This is a genomic window from Sulfuricurvum sp. (genome assembly GCF_041651515.1).
Lineage (GTDB): Bacteria > Campylobacterota > Campylobacteria > Campylobacterales > Sulfurimonadaceae > Sulfuricurvum.
In genome coordinates, this window is sequence record NZ_JBAZJF010000010.1 from 1 (window position 1) to 17,584 (window position 17,584).

A 17,584-nucleotide genomic window follows, 5' to 3' on the forward strand; every position below is an offset into this window, starting at 1 on the left:
TTAAGGGCCATAAAGGTTCTGTACAAAAGAAAATCGGGAAATAAGGAAGAGATATGGCAAGAGCACTATTAAAATTCGTTCGCGTATCTCCGACTAAATCTCGTTTGATCGCTCGCGAAGTTCAAGGTATGAATGCAGAGCAAGCAATGGCTGCATTGGAGTTTACTCCAAACAAAGCGGCAAAAATCATCGCTAAAGTGGTTGCGTCAGCAGTGGCTAACAGCGGTATCGATGCGCAAGATTGTGTTATCAAATCATGCCGCGTTGATAACGGTCCGGTACTTAAACGTTTCACTCAACGTGCACGTGGTACCGCTTCTGGAATCCGTAAGCCGACAGCACACATTTTGGTAGAAGTAGAGGGTAAATAATTATGGGTCATAAAGTTAATCCTATCGGACTTCGTCTTGGTATTAACCGCAACTGGGAATCTCGTTGGTTCCCTAACTTTAAAACAGCTGCGGTTTCTTTAGGCGAAGATCACAAAATCCGTACCTATTTGAAAAAAGAACTCTACTACGCGGGTGTGAGCAACATCGTAATCGAGCGTACTGCGAAACGTCTTCGCGTTACTATCATTGCGGCTCGTCCTGGTATCATCATCGGTAAAAAAGGTTCTGATATCGAGAAGGTTAAAGAGTCTCTCCAAAACCTAATCGGTAAACCGGTAGCCGTTAATATCAAAGAAGAGAAAAAAGCACAAGCTTCTGCACAACTTGTTGCAGAAAACGTTGCTACTCAACTTGAAAAACGTGTTGCTTTCCGCCGTGCAATGAAAAAAGTTATGCAAAATGCACAACGTGCAGGAGCTAAAGGTATTAAAGTATCCGTAGCAGGTCGTCTTGGCGGTGCTGAGATCGCTCGTACGGAATGGTACCTTGAAGGTCGCGTACCGTTGCATACCCTTCGTGCAAAAATCGATTACGGTTTTGCTGAAGCGCACACCACTTACGGTGTAATCGGTATCAAAGTTTGGATTTTCAAAGGTGAGGTTCTCACCAAAGGTATCCAACCAGAAGCTAAAGAAACTAAAGAAGAGCGTGGCGAAGATCAACAACGTCGTCCACGACGAAAGGCTAACTAATCATGTTGATGCCTAAACGTACGAAATATCGTAAAATGATGAAAGGGCGTAACCGCGGTTACGCTCAAAGAGCAAACAAACTTGATTTCGGTTCTATCGGCTTCAAGGCAACGGAAGCGGGACGTATTAACTCTCGTCAAATCGAAGCGGCACGTATCGCAGCAACCCGTCACATTAAACGTACCGGGAAAATCTGGATTCGTGTATTCCCAGCTAAACCTTTGACTGCCAAACCACTTGAAGTGCGTATGGGTAAAGGTAAAGGTGCTGTGGATCAATGGGTTATGAACATCAAACCGGGCCGTATTATTTTTGAAATGGGCGGTGTCGAAGAGACTCTTGCACGTGAAGCACTTGCGCTTGCAATGCAAAAACTCCCGTTCAAAACCAAAATTGTAACTGCGGAGATGAGCAATGAAATATTCTGATATTAGCGAAAAAACAGCAGCTGAACTTCAAGGTATGCTCAAAGAGAAAAAGATTGAGCTTTTCACTTTGAAAATTAAGCAAAAAATGATGCAATTGACCAATACGAGCGAACTTCGCACGGCAAAAAAAGACATTGCACGCATCAACACCGCGTTAAGCGCAGTGAAGTAAGGGCTGATCTATGACACATAAACGTGAAATTCAAGGTATCGTAGTTTCAAAAGCCGGCGAAAAAACAGCAACAATCGTTGTTGAACGCCGCGTTATGCACCCACGTTACCACAAAACGGTAAAACGTTTCAAAAAATACATGATCCATGACGAAAACAACCAATTAGTAATTGGTGATGAAGTCATTGCGATGGAGTGCCGACCGCTTTCTAAAAGCAAATCATTCCGCCTCAAAACTCTGGTTAAAGGAGCGAACGCATGATTCAAAGTTTTACACGTCTTGCCGTAGCCGATAACACAGGGGCAAAAGAGATTATGTGTATTAAGGTTCTTGGCGGTTCTAAGCGTCGTTATGCAACTGTTGGTGATGTTATCATCGCTTCAGTTAAAAAAGCGGCTCCAACCGGTAAGGTCAAAAAAGGTCAAGTAGTTACTGCAGTTGTTGTTCGTACGAAAAAAGAGGTTCACCGTGATAACGGCTCTTTGATCCGTTTCGATGAAAATGCAGCGGTTATTCTTGACAAAAAACGTGAGCCAATCGGTACACGTATTTTCGGACCTGTTAGCCGCGAAGTGCGTTACGCTGGTTTCATGAAAATCGTATCACTTGCTCCGGAGGTTGTATGATGGCAAAATTTAATTTTAAAAAAGGCGACATTGTTGAAGTGATCGCCGGCGATGACAAAGGTACTAAAGCAGAATTGCTTCAAGTTATGCCTAAGAAAAACAAAGTGATCGTTAAGGGTGTTCGTATTGCTAAAAAAGCGATCAAACCTAGCGAGCAAAATCCACAAGGCGGATTTATGAGCAAAGAGATGCCGGTTGACGCATCGAATGTCCGCAAAGTAGAGGCGTAATCATGGCACGACTAAAAGATAAATATTTGGCTCTCAAACCTGAGCTTCAAACGGCACTTGGAATTGCAAACGTTATGCAAGTTCCTGCACTTGAAAAAGTGATCATTTCTGTCGGTTGTGGTTTTGCAATGAAAGACAATAAATTGGTCCAAAACATCCAAGACACGATCAGCAATATTGCCGGTCAACGCGCTTCGGTTGTTGTTGCACGCAAATCTGTTGCAGGATTTAAAGTACGTGAAGGGATGCCGGTCGGTGTTAAAGTAACACTTCGCGGTGCTCAAATGTACGATTTCATGGATAAATTGATCTCTGTATCACTTCCACGTATGAAAGACTTCCGTGGTATTCCACGTAATGGTTTCGACGGTCGCGGAAACTACAACTTCGGTCTTACCGAGCAGTTGATTTTCCCAGAAGTTGATTATGATTCAATCATGCAAATCCACGGGATGAATATCACTGTGGTAACGACTGCAACAGCGGACAAAGATGCATTCAAACTTCTTGAAATGATCGGTATGCCGTTTGCTAAAGGGAGAGAATAATGGCTAAAAAGTCAATGATCGCTAAAGCGGCGCGCACACCAAAATTTGCCGTCCGTGCATACACTCGTTGTCAGATCTGTGGTCGTCCACACTCTGTTATCAGCGATTTCGGAATTTGTCGCGTTTGCTTCCGTAAAATGGCAAACGAAGGGTTAATCCCAGGCGTTAGAAAGTCAAGCTGGTAATCCCAGCTCGATACTACTTACGACTAAGATAAGGAAAATAAATGATTAATGATTTGATCTCGGATTCGTTGACTCGTATCCGAAATGCAGCAATGCGTCGATTAGATGTAACAACATTAGTACACTCTAAAGTAGTGGAAGCCGTTGTTGCTATTTTGGCAGACAAAGGTTACATTGAGAGCTTTAACGTTGTTGAAGACGGTGTAAAAAAGACTATTAACGTTGTATTAAAATACAATGACAATGGCCGCACGGTTATCAATGAGGTAAAACGTGTTTCTAAACCGGGTCGCCGTGTTTACAAAGGCAAAGATGAACTTAAACGTTTCAAAAACGGTTACGGTACCATCATCGTCAGCAGTTCAAAAGGGGTTCTTCCTAACGATAAAGCATTCGAGCTTGGCGTTGGCGGCGAAGTCCTTTGTACGATTTGGTAAGGAGATAAGATGTCACGTATTGGAAAACTTCCTATTTCTATCCCTAGCGATGTAAACGTAACTATTGACGGAACAGTACTCACTTTTGTGAAAGGTTCTACAACTCAAACTCTTGATACTCGTGGTAACTGCGGTGTTGTATTTGAAGACAACGCTTTGACGTTCAGTACAAACTCTGATGCCAGAGCGGATCGTGCTTTCTGGGGTACTTACCGTGCACTAGCAGCAAATATCCTAACTGGTTTGACGGCTGGTTTTGAGAAAAAACTTGAGATCAACGGTGTTGGTTATCGTGCATCGGTTGAAGGTGCTATTTTGAAACTTCAACTTGGATTTAGCCATGATATCAATTTCGATATTCCTGCTGGAATGAACATCTCAGTTGAGAAAAACGTTATCAGCATCAAAGGTGTCGATAAACAACAAGTTGGGCAAGTTGCGGCTGTGATTCGATCATTCCGTCCACCTGAGCCTTATAAAGGTAAGGGTGTTAAATACTCTGATGAAACTATCCTGCGTAAAGCCGGTAAGACATCTAAGAAATAAGGGGCGATGATATGACAGGTAAAACACTTAAAATAAAATCGGCAAAACGCCTTCAGCGTAAACGCCGTATTCGCTCTAAAATCTCAGGATGCGCGGCTTTGCCACGTGTTTCTGTATTTCGTTCGAACCGTTTCATCAGTGCGCAAGCAATTAATGATGATCTTGGGGTAACCCTTGCAGCGGTACACTCAAAAACTTTGGGTCTTAAAGCAAACAAAGAAAGTGCTGAAAAAGCGGCTGCTACCTTTGCTCAAACCCTCAAAGATGCCGGCATCAATGAAGTTACATTTGACCGTAACGGATTTTTGTATCACGGTGTTATAAAAGCGTTTGCCGATGCACTTCGTGCAAATGAAATTAAGTTTTAAGGGCTGATGGATGAATCCGATTAACAGAGAAGAATTCTCAGAAGCGATCGTAAATATCGGTCGTGTTACAAAAGTTGTAAAGGGTGGACGTCGTTTCCGCTTTACGGCTCTTGTGGTCGTAGGTAACAAAAAAGGGACTGTCGGTTACGGTGTCGGTAAAGCCAAAGAGGTTCCCGATGCTATTCGTAAAGCGGTTGATGAAGCGTTCAAAAATCTCACTAACGTGAAGATCAAAGGGACTACCATCGCTCACGATATCGAAGTTAAATACAATGCAAGCCGCATTTTGCTTAAACCTGCATCTGAAGGTACGGGAGTTATCGCCGGTGGCGCAACACGTCCTGTACTTGAGCTTGCCGGGATCCAAGACATCCTTACGAAGTCTTTGGGTTCAAACAATCCAAACACCGTGGTACGTGCGACAATTGACGCACTTTCACGCATCAAAGGATAAGTGATGGCATTAGAAAATCTTACACCTGCTGAGGGGTCAACCCACAGCACAAAACGTCTTGGCCGTGGTCAAGGTAGTGGACAAGGTAAAACAGCGGGTAAAGGTCATAAAGGTCAAAAAGCTCGTAAAGGTTACAATGAAAAACGTAACTTTGAGGGTGGACAACAACCACTTGCTCGCCGTTTGCCAAAAATCGGATTTACATCACGTGTTGTAAAACCATATGTTATCAATGTAGAGCGCGTAGCGGAAGTTGCTGCACTTGAAGAGATCACAATGGAAACAATCCGTAGTGTACACCGTTTGAAAAAATCGGTCACAAGTGTTAAACTTGTCGGCGCAAGCGCTATCAACTTAGCATCTAAAATCAAAGACGAAAACGTTACAACTACTGGTAAATAATGAACCAACAAATTGTAAACAAGATCTTAATAACGATCGGTTTTCTTTTTATCTACCGACTACTGGCATACGTGCCGGTACCGGGTGTTGACACTGCCGTCCTCGCTTCGTTTTTTGATTCTCACCAAGCAGACGCGCTAGGTTTGTTTAATATGTTTAGCGGTAAAGCCGTAGAACGCCTCTCCATTATCTCTCTTGGTATTATGCCTTATATCACTGCTTCAATTATCATGGAACTTCTTGCTGCGACCTTTCCTACATTAGGTCAAATGAAAAAAGAGCGTGACGGTATGGTGAAATACATGCAAATAATCCGTTATGCAACGATTGTGATCACGATTGTACAAGCAATCGGCGTGAGTATCGGTCTTCAAAGCATGACAGGAAAAGATGGCGGAAGTGCGATTTTGGTCGATCATTCGACATTTATCCTTTTGGCAACGGTATCAATGTTGGCAGGAACCATGTTGTTGATGTGGATCGGGGAGCAAATCACCCAAAGCGGTATCGGTAACGGTGTCTCTTTGATTATTTTCGCAGGGATTGTTTCGGCTATTCCAAGCGGTATCAGTCAAGCAATTACTATGGTTAATACCGGAGCAATGAGTTTTATTGCTGTATTAGCGATTGTCGCCTTGATTGTAGCTACTATTTTGGTCATTATTTATGTTGAGCTTGGGGAACGCCGTATTCCGGTAACCTATGCCAAAAAGACAATGCTTCAAAATCAGAATAAACGGGTTATGAACTATATTCCGGTCAAAGTAAACCTCGCGGGTGTTATTCCCGTCATTTTTGCTTCGGCCATTTTGATGTTTCCGATGACAGTCCTTTCGTCCAGTACGAATCCGACGATACAAGCGATTGCGGATGTTCTTAATCCACATCACTATTTCTTTAACTTTTTACAATTTTTGTTTGTCGTCTTTTTTGCTTATTTTTATGCATCAATTGTTTTTAATGCAAAAGATATTGCCGATAATTTAAAGCGTCAAGGCGGATTTATCCCAGGTGTAAGACCGGGTGATTCAACCAAAGAGTTTTTGAATGAAACAGCAAGCCGTTTGACGTTCACCGGTGCCATTTATTTGGGATTGGTTGCGACACTTCCATGGGTAGCTGTAAAAGCGATGGGCGTTCCATTTTACTTTGGTGGAACAGCCGTATTGATCGTTGTTCAAGTTGCATTGGATACTATGCGTCGTATTGAAGCGCAAGTATACATGAGCAAATACCAAACTCTTAGCGCGGTTGGCCTTTAAAAATGGCGATTGCGCTACGCAAACACAGTGAAATAGCACTCCTTCGTTCCGCCAATCAAATTGTGGCGGGGACGCTGGAGCTATTGGCTCAACACGCAAAACCGGGAATTACCTTGAAGGAACTTGACGCTATGGGTGAGGAGTATATTCGCTCGCATGGTGCCATCCCCTCTTTCAAAGGTCTCTACGGTTTCCCCAGTGCCGTTTGTACTTCTGTCAATGAGGTGATTATTCACGGTATTCCGACCGATTACGCTCTATGTGAGGGTGATATTGTTGGATTTGATGTCGGAACGAAAAAAGGGGGGTATTTCGGTGATGCTGCAATATCGCTTGGGGTAGGGAAGATAACTCCCGAAGACGAAGCATTGATTGCATGTGCTAAAGATACCCTCTATTTTGCGATCGATATTATCAAAGACGGAATGCGTTTTAAAGAGCTCTCATACGAAATGGAACAATTTATCCTTTCACGGGGATTTGTCCCGTTGAGAAACTTTTGCGGTCATGGGATCGGTAAAAAACCGCATGAGGAACCTGAAATTCCCAACTATTTAGATGGGAACAATACCAAAGCGGGACCCAAGATAAAAAACGGAATGGTTTTTTGTCTAGAGCCGATGATTTGTCAAAAAGAGGGGCAATCCAAAATTTTGGCAAATGGTTGGGATGTCGTGAGTACGGATGGGCTGAGAGGCTCTCATTATGAGCATACGGTTGCGATTATCAACGGTAGAGCTGAAATATTATCAATCGCGTAAAAAGGATCATTATGGCAAAAGATGATGTCATTGAAGTTGACGGAAAGATTATTGAGGCACTACCAAACGCAACGTTTCGTGTTGAGTTGCCGAACGGGCATGTAATTTTGTGTCATATCGCAGGTAAAATGCGAATGCACTACATTAAAATTCTACCGGGAGATACGGTTAAAATCGAGCTAACTCCTTATAGTCTGGACAAAGGCCGTATTACTTACCGCTATAAATAATTCCCCCTGCGCTTTGCAGGCGGTGGATCAAAATAAAATAATCTACTATAATAGTGCATTTACTCAAAAGAGGGACAATGCACATCTCACCACAACACCCTTTACTCTCTTCCTTGGTCAACACATTACGGGATATTAATCTCTCACCATTCGTTTTTCGACATACGATTCATGAAATCACAAAATTACTGGCGTATGAAGGGCTAAGTGAAATTGATTTGATGTTAAAACGGATTGAAACCTGGAGAGGGACAAATGAGTTTGAGTTTATCGACGAGTCTTCCATTATGGTTGTATCTGTCTTGAGAGCAGCATTACCGATGCATGAAGCTTTGATAGAAATGCTCCAAGGATCAGTATCAGGATTCTTGGGGATGAAACGGGATGAATACACCCATGAAAGTGTTTTGTATTATGACAGGATCGGTGATTGTACAGGTAAAACAGTGATTCTGGTCGATCCTATGGTGGCTACCGGAGGCTCGTTATGTGATGCTATAAGGGTAATCAAGGAGAAAGGTGCAGAAAAAATTATTACTCTCAATATTATTGCTTCGCCTGAGGGAATTGCAACCGTTGAAGCCGTTCATCCGGATGTTATGATAGTTATTGCGCAAATAGATGCGAATCTATCGAATGACAAATTTATTATACCCGGGCTGGGCGATGCCGGAGATAGAGCTTTTAATACATTGTAAAAGGGATTTGATAATGAAAAAAACACTTCTGCAATGGATCATAGTCCTTGTATTAATAATGGGAAATAGTATATACAGCTATGCAGATGATATTCTTAATACGTTGGATGAATCCAAGTATACAGAGGAATTCTGGAAGCTTTATACCGATGCATTACGGGGAGATAAGGTTGCCCAATTTCAAGTAGGCGTTATTTATGAACGGGGTCTTGGAGTGGAAAAAGATGATACATTAGCGGCGCAGTGGTACAAAAAATCGGCGTTGCAAGGGCACATTGACGCGCAGTATAATATTGGAATTATGTATGTATCGGGACGCGGCGTTGAACAAAATGACGGTTTTGCGATGATGTGGCTATCGCTTGCTGCAAAACAAGGGGACAAAGAGGCGCGAAAACTTCTTTTGGGGATTATAGATAATAAATTGGATAAAAAAGTAGAAAACAAGCCGGAAGCTCTAATGGCAACGGGTGATATAGAAGAGATAGTTCCTGTAAAATTTTCATGTAAAGAAGACAATCTTGTCTGTACACAACCCGGAGGAACGGATTGCACCCATTATAAAGTAAAAACGACTTTTACAGCCAAAAGCAAACGAGGCAGTTATTATAAAATAAGCGGGATTATAATGGAAAAAGGGTGGAAAGCGTTTGAGAAAGAGGGGTGGATAAGCGCATCGATGGTAGAGGTACGCTAGCGGGAGAGGATATCTCCCTAACTGCTATTTTACAAAACTGCAGCAGTAGTCTGAAACGGTTTTAACTTTCAAGTGAAACGCGCTGTTTGCAGGAACGTCGAAACTTTGTGGCCCTGTAATGCTGATCCATTCTTCCGAAGCAGGAAGCTGAACGTCCATTTCTCCGGACATAATTTCCATGATCTCTTTATCACCCGTATTAAAGGTATATTCACCCGGTAACATGATTCCTAGTGTTTTGATACTTCCATCCGCAAAATGAAGAGTCCGGCTGGTTACTTTCCCATCAAAATAGACGTTCGCTTTTTTATCTGCGGTTACATTGATAAATTGAGACATTCAAATCCTTTAAAAAATAGTAGTGGAATTATAGCGGATTGAGCTCTTGCTTAATCTTTTTAGGGAGATGGGCAAAGGGAAAATCGGTCACGATTTTGGTCTCTTTCCCGTCATTGATATGAACTTCCAAGAGCATTGAGTCACGATTAAAACTGATAAGGGTAAAGGTTTGATCATCTTCTTTATAACTTAGATTGCGCGCTTTTAGATGACTGAAAGGGCTTTTCTTTGGTCTATATCCCATAAATTCCGTTCTCCTGAACTGTAATTTTTTTATTATCGACCAATTGGGTCAAGGCACTCTTGAAATTCTTTTTACTAAGTCCAAAGATTTTTTGTATAACCTCGGGATCACTTTTATAGTTATAGGGGAGCATTCCCCCGTTTTTGGCCAGCATCTCATAAATTTTATCCGCCGCATTGGAGGCTTTGGCTTTACCGATCATTTGGAGGGAAAGATCGAGTTTTCCATCATCACGGCGTTGTTTAACAAACCCGTGTTTTATATCGCCGACGCGAACCGTTTCAAAAACTTCATTGGCGTAGATCATACCCTCATAACGGTGATCAATAATTGCTTTGTACCCCAGCGGCGTTTTGGCAATGATTATAAACTCTACCGGAGTATTGGGGTAAAAGGTTTTGGGCGCATCGATGAGAGCCCCGCTTATTTTTTCCGTCCCGACAAGGCGGTTAGTCTTTTCATCTAAAATGACACGTATCAGCCGTTTTTCACCGAGGGTAAAAGGACGTTTTTGGTAGACACGCGGGATAAACAGATCTTTGGGCAATCCCCAATCGATAAACGCACCGATAGCCGTAGTATCGACAACTTCGACAAAGGCGATTTCATTCACCATTGCTTTGGGTGTTGAGGTCGTAGCGACGGGGCGATCTTCGGAATCGGTATAGACAAATACGTCTATGGTATCGCCGATGTGCATGGTGTCCGTGACGTATTGGTTGGGCAATAAAATATCGCTCTCATCTAAGGCGCGTAAAAAAAGTCCGGGTGTCGTATCCCGATCGATAACGAGGATATTAATCTCCCCGATTTTTAGTGTTTCATTCATAGGTATAATTATAGCTGAGATTGACTGTGTGGAGATAGGATGATATTAAAAACAGGAGGTCGAGCTTTGTTTCAACATGAAGATTTTGATAATTACAAATTTGAAGAAATACCACTAGATCGTGATTTATTTTTAATTGATGAATGCTATTTGCATCAGTACGAGAATGCGATGTTAAAAGTATTCGATGGAAAAAAATATCAGCATGTTGGTAAGGTGGGTTATATTGCTGCGAGGGTAATAACTGAAAACACAATAGAATTATCTTGGTACCCAAATGGTAATGATCGATTTCACGAAGTTACAATAACTTTGCCAAAAAATCAATTTATCGCTTGTGTTGGCAGTGAGAAATACGACGAAAAGCCACGTCTTTTTGTTACTAGTAAGTGGCTAGAGAATCTATATTTACGATCATACTCTATATTTGCACTCATAGATGCAGTAAATGTCAAAATTGCACTCGAACGCGGTGAAATGACAAGAGATAAACTAATTGCGCTAAGGAATGCAATTGATACCTTATCGGCAAAATATCCAGAGATTTCGTTTATATCGTTTGCTGATAGTATTTTACTAAAAAGTAACTGGTCAGTTAGGTATTTCAAAAGCAACAGCCAAAGCGACTATCAACCTGAAGTTTTTATTCAACTTGCGAGTGAAATTAATACAATTTATCAAACTACATTGGGGCTTAGTACCTATACTGTTATAGCTCAAGGAAGTAATGAATATTATGATGATCCACTGTTGCATATTTCCGAATCTTGTAATCACATTTCACTAAACAGTTTGGGAATTCCATTTGCACAGCTGAAGGATATAGAAGAAACAGCGCGGAAAGCTATTAAAGAGAAGATACATATAGGATTTGAATTGTATATGGATGAACAATACTATCACTCCCTAAAATACAAGCGTGAATTTGAAAAAAATGCTGGAGTTAGTAATATATATCAAACAAAAATGATGGGTAATCCTTGTAAATATTACTATTCATCGTTAATCAATATACTATCAAATTTAGATAATTCAGTAGCATAAGGAGTCTAGGCTCATCAAGAAAAATTTCATATTATCGTTTTTAACTTCAAATAAATATGCTTTGTCATTCCAAATTTTAGTGGGTATCTATATTTATATCATGTTATAATGCGCATAATTAATACGCATGGAGAATGTGATGACAGCTATTTATAATCCAAATGCCCCAAAAAAATCGGCGAATTTAAGTATCAACAGTGATTTACTACAGCAAGCAAAAGAGTTGAAAATAAATCTTTCAAAATCATTGGAAGAGTCTTTGGCAGAAAAAATTGTTGAGCAAAAAGAAAAAATGTGGCTGAGTGAGAATCAAAGTGCGATTGACGACTATAACCAACGTGTTCAGAAACGGGGTGTATTTAGTAGCGGATTGAGACGGTTCTAATGGCACAATTTGATGTTTATCATAATAACAATATAGAGAGTAATACCGAAATCCCTTATCTCCTTAATATTCAGACAGATTTACTAAGTGCATTAACTACGTGTGTTGTTGTCCCTTTGGCACGAGAAGGGAAGTTTATGAAACACTTGAATCCCATTTTTGAGATTAATGGAGAAAACGTAGCGATGCTAACACAAGAGATGGCTGGGATGGAACGCTCTATTTTAGGAGAAAAAGTTGGTTCATTAAAAGAACAACGGAGTGATATTATTGCCGCACTTGATTTTTTAGTGAGTGGGTTTTAATGCGTATAATCATTACCGGAGCAAGCAGCGGTTTAGGTGCGGCATTGGCACTTTATTATGCGACAAACGAAAATGATTTAGTGCTGATCGCCCGTAGAGAAAATCGCTTAAACGATATAGCGCAAAAATGCCGTGAAAAAGGAGCTGAGGTCAAAACCATCATTGCAGATGTAAATAACTTCTTACTTATGGGTGAGATTGGTAAGAGACTAATAGAAAAGCCGATCGATCGAATCATCCTTAATGCCGGAGTATCAACAGGGCATGCAGGGGGAATAACTCCGTTTGAAGATTTTTATCGTCTGTTTGGCACCAACTTTTTGAGTGTTCATGCCCTCTTAGAACCGATCATCCCTAAACTAATGGCGCAAAAATCAGGAGAGATCGTTTTCATTTCGTCTCTTGCCTCACTCTTTACGATGCCGACTTCGATTGCGTACAGCAGTTCCAAGCGGGCACTTAATGCCTATTCTGAAGGGCTGCATTATCAGTTAAAACCGCATGGCATTACCGTCATGACGATCATGCCCGGATTTATCGATTCTGAGATGACGCAGAAGAACCGCTTTAAAATGCCGTTTTTGATGACGACCGACAAAGGGATAGAGAGGATTACCCATGCGATTGAACGGAAAAGAATACGCTATGCTTTTCCTTTTAGATTTACCTTAATGATTCGAATTCTTACGCTACTTCCGCAGTCCTTAAGAGACAAAATTGTAAACTTCACTAATTTTAAAAAGGGTGCATAACCCGTACTATCAAGGAAATATCTTTATGATCATCGACAGCGTTTGTACCTATTGCGGCGTAGGGTGTGATATTTCCGCTGAAGTGGAAGATAATAAAATCCAAAAAATCTTTGCCAAAGAAGAAGGTACCGTATCTCAGGGGAGACTGTGCATTAAAGGAAAGCAGGGATGGGATTTTGTTACCCATCCAAAGCGTCTTCGCAACGCGCGCGTCCGCAAGTCGTTTTTGAATGCCAATGCATCGTTATTTGCCGATCTGGATATGGACTATCTAGAGCCGATTGGAAACGATTTTTACGAAATCAGTTATGAGAGTGCTTATGAACTTGCTGCTCGTAAACTCAAGTCGATAACGAATGAACACGGTGCACACAGTTTTGCCGCGATCGGCGGAGCACGGACAAGCTGCGAAGGTTCGTATTTGTTTCAGCACTTTACCCGTCACGTGGTTGGTTCTCCTCATGTCGATAACTGTGCCCGTGTATGTCACGCTCCTTCGTTAAAAGGGATGCGTACGACCATCGGAGAAGGGGCCATGACGAACCCGTTTGATGATATTTACGAGACCGAATTTATGGTGGTAATGGGTTCAAACACGAGCGAGGGGCACCCTATCGTTGCCAATCGCATGCTGGATGTGATCAAACAAAAAGAGGTTGAACTTGCGGTTCTCGATGTACGCCGTATTCAGCTCTCCAAATCGGCAACCCATCATTTGAGTATCCCCTACGAAGCCAATCTTATGATCTTGAACATGATGGCATATGTCATCATCGAGGAAAATTTGGTTAATGCGGAGTTCGTGACTTCTCGAACCAAAGGGTATGAGGAGTACAAACAAGCTATTGTGAATGACCCGTATGCCAATCCTGAATTTTTGTTACAAATCCCAGGATATGAATCGCTCGTAGAAGAGATTCGGATTGTTGCACGAAAATATGCCACACGAAAAAGCCTTTTTTTCTGGGGTCTAGGGATTACGGAGCATCTGGACGGTTCATATGCGGTGATGGCAATCACCCATCTCGCGATGTTGACGGGAAACATCGGAAAACGAGGAGCAGGATTGATGCCACTGCGAGGGCAAAATAATGTCCAAGGGACATGCGATGTGGGGATGCTCCCTTACTATGCTCCCGATTATCAACCCCCCAAAGAGGTGGGGATGATGACCCCTGATCTGATCGATGCGATGGTGGAAGGAAAAATCAAAGCACTGTTTAATATCAGTGAAGATATTGCCCATATTCACCCTAACCAAACCAAAATACATACGGCCCTCAGAAATCTTGATCTCCTTATTGTCAATGAACTGTTTGATAATGAGATTACCAAATTTGCCGACATCATTTTCGGGGTAAAAAGTGCCTATGAAAAAACAGGTGTTTATGTGAATGCAGAACGGCGACTTCATCTCTCTCAGCCGCTGATTAACGTTACTATGCCCGATGACTGGGAAGTCATAGCTGAGATATCCAAACGTTATGGCACCGATTTAGGTTTAAAAAGCTCTTACGACGTTTGGGAAGCAGTTCGTGTTGATGCTCCCCTCCGTTTTGGCGGAGCGAGTTACGAAAAGCTTGAAGCTAACCGGTTGAGGGGGCTTCAATGGCCGGTTCAAGAAGAAGATTTACCGGTACTGCATATCGGAACTTTTCGAACGAAAGACGGAAAGGGGTCGTTTCACTACCACCAATACGCACCTCGCGGTCAGATTGAAGAGTTATTGAGCACTCAAGGTCATGAGGGATATTATCTTACGACAGGGCGGGTGCTGGTCCATTATAATAACGCTGCACAAACGAATGCGTGCGAGAAACTTAGCCGGAGTCATAGCGAAGATACGTTGCTTGTGAGTGTTGAGGATGAAGAATTTTTTGAGTACAAAGATTTTGTTGTCCTTAAAAGCCAGTATGGGCAAAGCGCGCCGCTTCGAGTAAAAGTGAGTTCGACCGTTAAAAAAGGGACATTGTTTACGACCTTTCATCACGCCAAAAGCCAAATCAATTTTCTTTTTGGGGATGAGGCTGATGAATTGATCAAAACGGCAAGATTCAAATCGATTAAAGTCGAGGTGATCAAACCCGACTATTTGGACTAAAATCGTGCACACCCGTGCCAAAGGTAATGTTGCCGAAGAGCGCGGATGTGATTTCCTCCGATTACGCGGATATCGAATTATCGACCGCAACGTTTACAATCGCTTTGGCGAGATCGATATTATTGCCCTCAAAGATAATGTGATCCATTTTGTCGAAGTGAAAAGCGCTCAAAGCTATGAGCAAGCTGTTGGTAACATTACCTGCGCAAAACTTCAAAAACTAAACCGTACTATCCAAACCTATCTCCAAAAAAAACGTCTTGATTTAGCTTATTGCATTGATGCTCTTATTGTTACCGATGAGGCTATTGATCATATAGAAAACATAACTTTCTAAAATTCAGTGTTTTTATTTACATTAGATTCGTCAAATAGGTATAATGATTGCGAAATTATTTTTGGTTATAGAAGGTTGCTTTATGCAAAGACCAATTCCTACCGATGTTGAGGTCAAGTTTGAAGGCGGTAATATGATCACAGAAACCGATCTTCATGGCAAAATAACGTATGTGAATCGTCTATTTATTCAAATGTCAGGGTATGAAAAAGAGGAGTTAATTGGCAAGCCTCACTCGCTTATACGGCATCCGGATATGCCTAAATGCTGTTTTCAGTCTATGTGGGAAACGGTTGAACGAGGCTATCCATGGGAAGGGTATGTTAAAAATTTACGAAAAGATGGAGCCTTTTATTGGGTCGTTGTTACGGTAACGCCAAAATATGATGAAAGTGGAAAATTATGCGGATTTATTGCCGTGAGGAAACCACCGGGAGAATTGACACTCGAAGAGATAAAAACCAAATACATGCAAATGATGGAATTGGAAGTATGCCGCCAAGAAAAAAGCAACTATATTCCTGAAATTTTTAATGAGGTACAAAACGGATAAAAAGTGATTGTGCTGAGAAAAAATGTGAGACTTTAGTAATAAGTCGTTTTAAAGAATGGGGCGTTATAATGTCCTCACAATAAACAGAACTCAAGGAAGTACAATGGGTAAATACACTGAATTGACAGTATCAAATTTTGAAGAAGTAACCAAAGAAGGTGTCGCATTAGTCGATTTTTGGGCTCCTTGGTGTGGGCCTTGTCGTATGATAGCTCCAGTTATCGAAGAGTTGGCAAATGAGTTTGAAGGCAAAGCTAAAATCTGTAAAGTAAATACAGATGAAGAGCAAGATATCGCAGTTAAATACGGTATCCGTTCTATCCCTACAATTCTTTTCTTTAAAAACGGTGAAGTGGTTGAGCAAATGGTCGGTGCTGCTTCTAAGCAAGCGTTTGCTGACAAACTGAACGCACTTCTATAATTCGTTACTGTGAAAGAGGGTTTCACCCTCTTTCATCCCTCCTATTTATTTGATGTATTTATTTTAATTATAAATATGACCTTAATTTTTTTACCCCTCATCCCTTAAAAGTACCTCTTTATTTATTACACAGTATCATATTCTATTAAATAAGTTTTTTTGAAAACAGGAGTTTTGAATGTTGGATTGTGCAATTATCGGAGGAGGACCGGCAGGATTGACTGCGGGTTTGTATACCACACGTGGGGGATTGGATAATGTTACTATGTTCGAAAAAGGTATGCCCGGCGGACAGATTACGATGAGCTCCGAAATCGAAAACTATCCAGGAGTTACCGGCCATATAACTGGAATGGATTTGATGATTCCTTGGCCCGAACAATGTCAACGTTTTGGGCTTAAACATGAGATGTCTGAAGTGACCCGTGTTTCTCGCCGCGAAGATGGAGTCTTTACTATACAAAAATCTGATGGTACTGCTGATGAAGCCAAAAGTGTCATTGTTTGCACCGGATCGACTCCAAAACGGGCCGGTTTTACCGGTGAAGATGTTTATTTTGGACGGGGTGTTAGTACATGTGCTACATGTGACGGCTTTTTCTATAAGGGAAAAGAGGTTGCAGTGATCGGCGGTGGTGATACGGCATTGGAAGAAGCGCTCTATTTGGCAAAAATATGCTCACGTGTGTATTTGATCCATAGACGTGATACCTTCCGTTCCGCTCCCAATACCATTGAGCGGGTAAAAAATACTGCCAATATTGAACTCGTAGTTAATGCCGTTCCTGAAGAGGTATTTGGCGATAAAATGGGTGTTACCGGTATTCGTGTTGTTTTTACGGATGGGTCTATACGTCAAATTGATGTACTGGGGGTATTCGTTTTTGTCGGAAACAATGTCAATAACCAAGTTCTTATTCAAGAAGACGGCAGTTTCTTATGTGATATGACCCCTTGGGGTGAAGTTAAAATTGGTTTGAGTATGAAAACTTCGGTTCCGGGTCTTTTTGCGGCAGGGGATATGCGTGCAGAAGCACCAAAACAAGTGGTGTGTGCGGCGGGTGATGGTGCCGTGGCGGCATTGCAGGCAATTGCTTATGTGGATGGACATTAATACGTTTACGTACTTTTTAAACACTAAAACG

General features: G+C 41.7%; 31 protein-coding genes. 28 read left to right on the plus strand and 3 right to left on the minus strand.

What is annotated here, in order from left to right; genetic code table 11:
- Positions 1–53: 53 nt before the first annotated feature.
- The 19 genes from rplV (at position 54) to WC407_RS13205 (ending at position 9,129) form a co-directional block, all read left to right on the plus strand.
- Positions 54–371: a 50S ribosomal protein L22 gene (gene rplV, locus WC407_RS13115; protein WP_013459059.1), complete on the plus strand. Its 318-nt coding sequence runs from the start codon at positions 54–56 to the stop codon at positions 369–371.
- Positions 372–373: 2 nt separating this feature from the next.
- Positions 374–1,084 (plus strand): 30S ribosomal protein S3, encoded by a 711-nt coding sequence (gene rpsC, locus WC407_RS13120; RefSeq protein WP_373023127.1) that lies wholly within the window; start codon positions 374–376, stop codon positions 1,082–1,084.
- Between the two features lie 2 nt (positions 1,085–1,086).
- Positions 1,087–1,512: a 50S ribosomal protein L16 gene (rplP, locus tag WC407_RS13125; protein ID WP_373023128.1), complete on the plus strand. Its 426-nt coding sequence runs from the start codon at positions 1,087–1,089 to the stop codon at positions 1,510–1,512.
- A complete protein-coding gene (gene rpmC / locus WC407_RS13130) occupies positions 1,499–1,684 on the plus strand; it encodes a 50S ribosomal protein L29 (protein ID WP_373023129.1) in 186 nt (61 codons plus the stop codon). The genes rplP and rpmC overlap by 14 nt, the downstream gene beginning before the upstream one ends.
- Positions 1,685–1,694: 10 nt before the next feature.
- Positions 1,695–1,946, plus strand: coding sequence for a 30S ribosomal protein S17 (rpsQ, locus tag WC407_RS13135; protein WP_373023130.1), 252 nt, complete (start codon positions 1,695–1,697; stop codon positions 1,944–1,946).
- A complete protein-coding gene (rplN, locus tag WC407_RS13140; RefSeq protein ID WP_373023131.1) occupies positions 1,943–2,311 on the plus strand; it encodes a 50S ribosomal protein L14 in 369 nt (122 codons plus the stop codon). The genes rpsQ and rplN overlap by 4 nt, the downstream gene beginning before the upstream one ends.
- Positions 2,311–2,541 carry a 50S ribosomal protein L24 gene (rplX, locus tag WC407_RS13145; RefSeq protein ID WP_373023132.1) on the plus strand — a complete coding sequence of 77 codons (231 nt, stop codon included), beginning with the start codon at positions 2,311–2,313 and terminating at the stop codon, positions 2,539–2,541. The genes rplN and rplX overlap by 1 nt, the downstream gene beginning before the upstream one ends.
- A gap of 2 nt (positions 2,542–2,543) precedes the next feature.
- Positions 2,544–3,089, plus strand: coding sequence for a 50S ribosomal protein L5 (rplE, locus tag WC407_RS13150; protein ID WP_373023133.1), 546 nt, complete (start codon positions 2,544–2,546; stop codon positions 3,087–3,089).
- Positions 3,089–3,274 (plus strand): type Z 30S ribosomal protein S14, encoded by a 186-nt coding sequence (locus WC407_RS13155; protein ID WP_041666707.1) that lies wholly within the window; start codon positions 3,089–3,091, stop codon positions 3,272–3,274. The genes rplE and WC407_RS13155 overlap by 1 nt, the downstream gene beginning before the upstream one ends.
- Before the next feature lie 41 nt (positions 3,275–3,315).
- Positions 3,316–3,711, plus strand: coding sequence for a 30S ribosomal protein S8 (rpsH, locus tag WC407_RS13160; protein WP_373023134.1), 396 nt, complete (start codon positions 3,316–3,318; stop codon positions 3,709–3,711).
- 9 nt (positions 3,712–3,720) lie between these two features.
- Positions 3,721–4,257, plus strand: a complete 537-nt coding sequence (gene rplF / locus WC407_RS13165) for a 50S ribosomal protein L6 (protein ID WP_373023136.1) — start codon at positions 3,721–3,723, stop codon at positions 4,255–4,257.
- A gap of 11 nt (positions 4,258–4,268) precedes the next feature.
- A complete protein-coding gene (rplR, locus tag WC407_RS13170; protein WP_373023137.1) occupies positions 4,269–4,625 on the plus strand; it encodes a 50S ribosomal protein L18 in 357 nt (118 codons plus the stop codon).
- 10 nt (positions 4,626–4,635) lie between these two features.
- Positions 4,636–5,079 carry a 30S ribosomal protein S5 gene (rpsE, locus tag WC407_RS13175; RefSeq protein WP_015652609.1) on the plus strand — a complete coding sequence of 148 codons (444 nt, stop codon included), beginning with the start codon at positions 4,636–4,638 and terminating at the stop codon, positions 5,077–5,079.
- 3 nt (positions 5,080–5,082) lie between these two features.
- Entirely contained in the window at positions 5,083–5,481 is a 399-nt protein-coding gene (gene rplO, locus WC407_RS13180) for a 50S ribosomal protein L15 (protein ID WP_373023138.1), read from the plus strand.
- The gene (gene secY / locus WC407_RS13185) at positions 5,481–6,743 is read left to right on the plus strand and encodes a preprotein translocase subunit SecY (RefSeq protein WP_373023139.1); all 1,263 of its coding nucleotides are present in this window, start codon (positions 5,481–5,483) and stop codon (positions 6,741–6,743) included. The genes rplO and secY overlap by 1 nt, the downstream gene beginning before the upstream one ends.
- A 2-nt stretch (positions 6,744–6,745) precedes the next feature.
- On the plus strand, positions 6,746–7,504 hold the full coding sequence (gene map, locus WC407_RS13190; protein ID WP_373023140.1) for a type I methionyl aminopeptidase: 759 nt from the start codon (positions 6,746–6,748) through the stop codon (positions 7,502–7,504).
- Positions 7,505–7,515: 11 nt separating this feature from the next.
- The gene (gene infA / locus WC407_RS13195; RefSeq protein WP_013459075.1) at positions 7,516–7,734 is read left to right on the plus strand and encodes a translation initiation factor IF-1; all 219 of its coding nucleotides are present in this window, start codon (positions 7,516–7,518) and stop codon (positions 7,732–7,734) included.
- Between the two features lie 77 nt (positions 7,735–7,811).
- Entirely contained in the window at positions 7,812–8,432 is a 621-nt protein-coding gene (gene upp / locus WC407_RS13200) for a uracil phosphoribosyltransferase (protein ID WP_373023141.1), read from the plus strand.
- 13 nt (positions 8,433–8,445) lie between these two features.
- On the plus strand, positions 8,446–9,129 hold the full coding sequence (locus WC407_RS13205; RefSeq protein ID WP_373023142.1) for a tetratricopeptide repeat protein: 684 nt from the start codon (positions 8,446–8,448) through the stop codon (positions 9,127–9,129).
- 24 nt (positions 9,130–9,153) lie between these two features.
- Here WC407_RS13205 and WC407_RS13210 read toward each other — a convergent pair whose 3' ends face one another.
- The 3 genes from WC407_RS13210 to WC407_RS13220 are packed head-to-tail and all read right to left on the minus strand — an operon-like array spanning position 9,154 to position 10,541.
- On the minus strand, positions 9,154–9,468 hold the full coding sequence (locus WC407_RS13210; RefSeq protein ID WP_373023143.1) for a pyrimidine/purine nucleoside phosphorylase: 315 nt from the start codon (positions 9,466–9,468) through the stop codon (positions 9,154–9,156).
- Positions 9,469–9,496: 28 nt separating this feature from the next.
- The gene (locus WC407_RS13215) at positions 9,497–9,712 is read right to left on the minus strand and encodes a hypothetical protein (RefSeq protein ID WP_373023144.1); all 216 of its coding nucleotides are present in this window, start codon (positions 9,710–9,712) and stop codon (positions 9,497–9,499) included.
- Entirely contained in the window at positions 9,702–10,541 is an 840-nt protein-coding gene (locus WC407_RS13220; RefSeq protein WP_373023145.1) for a S1 RNA-binding domain-containing protein, read from the minus strand. The genes WC407_RS13215 and WC407_RS13220 overlap by 11 nt, the downstream gene beginning before the upstream one ends.
- Before the next feature lie 39 nt (positions 10,542–10,580).
- Here WC407_RS13220 and WC407_RS13225 point away from each other — a divergent pair, with 39 nt between their 5' ends.
- The 9 genes from WC407_RS13225 (at position 10,581) to WC407_RS13265 (ending at position 17,553) form a co-directional block, all read left to right on the plus strand.
- Complete coding sequence (locus WC407_RS13225) at positions 10,581–11,585, plus strand: hypothetical protein (protein WP_373023146.1); 1,005 nt, start codon at positions 10,581–10,583, stop codon at positions 11,583–11,585.
- A gap of 139 nt (positions 11,586–11,724) precedes the next feature.
- The gene (locus WC407_RS13230; protein ID WP_373023147.1) at positions 11,725–11,970 is read left to right on the plus strand and encodes a type II toxin-antitoxin system CcdA family antitoxin; all 246 of its coding nucleotides are present in this window, start codon (positions 11,725–11,727) and stop codon (positions 11,968–11,970) included.
- Positions 11,970–12,275 carry a CcdB family protein gene (locus tag WC407_RS13235; protein WP_373023148.1) on the plus strand — a complete coding sequence of 102 codons (306 nt, stop codon included), beginning with the start codon at positions 11,970–11,972 and terminating at the stop codon, positions 12,273–12,275. The genes WC407_RS13230 and WC407_RS13235 overlap by 1 nt, the downstream gene beginning before the upstream one ends.
- Entirely contained in the window at positions 12,275–13,027 is a 753-nt protein-coding gene (locus WC407_RS13240; RefSeq protein WP_373023149.1) for an SDR family NAD(P)-dependent oxidoreductase, read from the plus strand. Before WC407_RS13235 ends, WC407_RS13240 begins: the two co-directional genes overlap by 1 nt.
- Before the next feature lie 25 nt (positions 13,028–13,052).
- A complete protein-coding gene (locus WC407_RS13245; protein WP_373023150.1) occupies positions 13,053–15,128 on the plus strand; it encodes a molybdopterin oxidoreductase family protein in 2,076 nt (691 codons plus the stop codon).
- Between the two features lie 4 nt (positions 15,129–15,132).
- Positions 15,133–15,465, plus strand: a complete 333-nt coding sequence (locus tag WC407_RS13250) for a YraN family protein (RefSeq protein ID WP_373023151.1) — start codon at positions 15,133–15,135, stop codon at positions 15,463–15,465.
- Positions 15,466–15,547: 82 nt separating this feature from the next.
- Positions 15,548–16,018, plus strand: a complete 471-nt coding sequence (locus tag WC407_RS13255) for a PAS domain-containing protein (protein ID WP_373023152.1) — start codon at positions 15,548–15,550, stop codon at positions 16,016–16,018.
- Positions 16,019–16,121: 103 nt separating this feature from the next.
- The gene (gene trxA / locus WC407_RS13260; protein ID WP_373023153.1) at positions 16,122–16,439 is read left to right on the plus strand and encodes a thioredoxin; all 318 of its coding nucleotides are present in this window, start codon (positions 16,122–16,124) and stop codon (positions 16,437–16,439) included.
- 178 nt (positions 16,440–16,617) lie between these two features.
- Positions 16,618–17,553, plus strand: a complete 936-nt coding sequence (locus tag WC407_RS13265) for an NAD(P)/FAD-dependent oxidoreductase (protein ID WP_373023154.1) — start codon at positions 16,618–16,620, stop codon at positions 17,551–17,553.
- Positions 17,554–17,584: the final 31 nt, after the last annotated feature.

What these genes read in the sequence shown, in the direction of transcription:
- rplV (WP_013459059.1), top strand. Translation starts at nt 54, where the DNA reads ATGGCAAGAGCACTATTAAAATTCGTTCGCGTATCTCCGACTAAATCT.
- rpsC (WP_373023127.1), top strand. Translation starts at nt 374, where the DNA reads ATGGGTCATAAAGTTAATCCTATCGGACTTCGTCTTGGTATTAACCGC.
- rplP (WP_373023128.1), top strand. Translation starts at nt 1,087, where the DNA reads ATGTTGATGCCTAAACGTACGAAATATCGTAAAATGATGAAAGGGCGT.
- rpmC (WP_373023129.1), top strand. Translation starts at nt 1,499, where the DNA reads ATGAAATATTCTGATATTAGCGAAAAAACAGCAGCTGAACTTCAAGGT.
- rpsQ (WP_373023130.1), top strand. Translation starts at nt 1,695, where the DNA reads ATGACACATAAACGTGAAATTCAAGGTATCGTAGTTTCAAAAGCCGGC.
- rplN (WP_373023131.1), top strand. Translation starts at nt 1,943, where the DNA reads ATGATTCAAAGTTTTACACGTCTTGCCGTAGCCGATAACACAGGGGCA.
- rplX (WP_373023132.1), top strand. Translation starts at nt 2,311, where the DNA reads ATGGCAAAATTTAATTTTAAAAAAGGCGACATTGTTGAAGTGATCGCC.
- rplE (WP_373023133.1), top strand. Translation starts at nt 2,544, where the DNA reads ATGGCACGACTAAAAGATAAATATTTGGCTCTCAAACCTGAGCTTCAA.
- WC407_RS13155 (WP_041666707.1), top strand. Translation starts at nt 3,089, where the DNA reads ATGGCTAAAAAGTCAATGATCGCTAAAGCGGCGCGCACACCAAAATTT.
- rpsH (WP_373023134.1), top strand. Translation starts at nt 3,316, where the DNA reads ATGATTAATGATTTGATCTCGGATTCGTTGACTCGTATCCGAAATGCA.
- rplF (WP_373023136.1), top strand. Translation starts at nt 3,721, where the DNA reads ATGTCACGTATTGGAAAACTTCCTATTTCTATCCCTAGCGATGTAAAC.
- rplR (WP_373023137.1), top strand. Translation starts at nt 4,269, where the DNA reads ATGACAGGTAAAACACTTAAAATAAAATCGGCAAAACGCCTTCAGCGT.
- rpsE (WP_015652609.1), top strand. Translation starts at nt 4,636, where the DNA reads ATGAATCCGATTAACAGAGAAGAATTCTCAGAAGCGATCGTAAATATC.
- rplO (WP_373023138.1), top strand. Translation starts at nt 5,083, where the DNA reads ATGGCATTAGAAAATCTTACACCTGCTGAGGGGTCAACCCACAGCACA.
- secY (WP_373023139.1), top strand. Translation starts at nt 5,481, where the DNA reads ATGAACCAACAAATTGTAAACAAGATCTTAATAACGATCGGTTTTCTT.
- map (WP_373023140.1), top strand. Translation starts at nt 6,746, where the DNA reads ATGGCGATTGCGCTACGCAAACACAGTGAAATAGCACTCCTTCGTTCC.
- infA (WP_013459075.1), top strand. Translation starts at nt 7,516, where the DNA reads ATGGCAAAAGATGATGTCATTGAAGTTGACGGAAAGATTATTGAGGCA.
- upp (WP_373023141.1), top strand. Translation starts at nt 7,812, where the DNA reads ATGCACATCTCACCACAACACCCTTTACTCTCTTCCTTGGTCAACACA.
- WC407_RS13205 (WP_373023142.1), top strand. Translation starts at nt 8,446, where the DNA reads ATGAAAAAAACACTTCTGCAATGGATCATAGTCCTTGTATTAATAATG.
- WC407_RS13210 (WP_373023143.1), bottom strand. Translation starts at nt 9,468, where the DNA reads ATGTCTCAATTTATCAATGTAACCGCAGATAAAAAAGCGAACGTCTAT.
- WC407_RS13215 (WP_373023144.1), bottom strand. Translation starts at nt 9,712, where the DNA reads ATGGGATATAGACCAAAGAAAAGCCCTTTCAGTCATCTAAAAGCGCGC.
- WC407_RS13220 (WP_373023145.1), bottom strand. Translation starts at nt 10,541, where the DNA reads ATGAATGAAACACTAAAAATCGGGGAGATTAATATCCTCGTTATCGAT.
- WC407_RS13225 (WP_373023146.1), top strand. Translation starts at nt 10,581, where the DNA reads ATGATATTAAAAACAGGAGGTCGAGCTTTGTTTCAACATGAAGATTTT.
- WC407_RS13230 (WP_373023147.1), top strand. Translation starts at nt 11,725, where the DNA reads ATGACAGCTATTTATAATCCAAATGCCCCAAAAAAATCGGCGAATTTA.
- WC407_RS13235 (WP_373023148.1), top strand. Translation starts at nt 11,970, where the DNA reads ATGGCACAATTTGATGTTTATCATAATAACAATATAGAGAGTAATACC.
- WC407_RS13240 (WP_373023149.1), top strand. Translation starts at nt 12,275, where the DNA reads ATGCGTATAATCATTACCGGAGCAAGCAGCGGTTTAGGTGCGGCATTG.
- WC407_RS13245 (WP_373023150.1), top strand. Translation starts at nt 13,053, where the DNA reads ATGATCATCGACAGCGTTTGTACCTATTGCGGCGTAGGGTGTGATATT.
- WC407_RS13255 (WP_373023152.1), top strand. Translation starts at nt 15,548, where the DNA reads ATGCAAAGACCAATTCCTACCGATGTTGAGGTCAAGTTTGAAGGCGGT.
- trxA (WP_373023153.1), top strand. Translation starts at nt 16,122, where the DNA reads ATGGGTAAATACACTGAATTGACAGTATCAAATTTTGAAGAAGTAACC.
- WC407_RS13265 (WP_373023154.1), top strand. Translation starts at nt 16,618, where the DNA reads ATGTTGGATTGTGCAATTATCGGAGGAGGACCGGCAGGATTGACTGCG.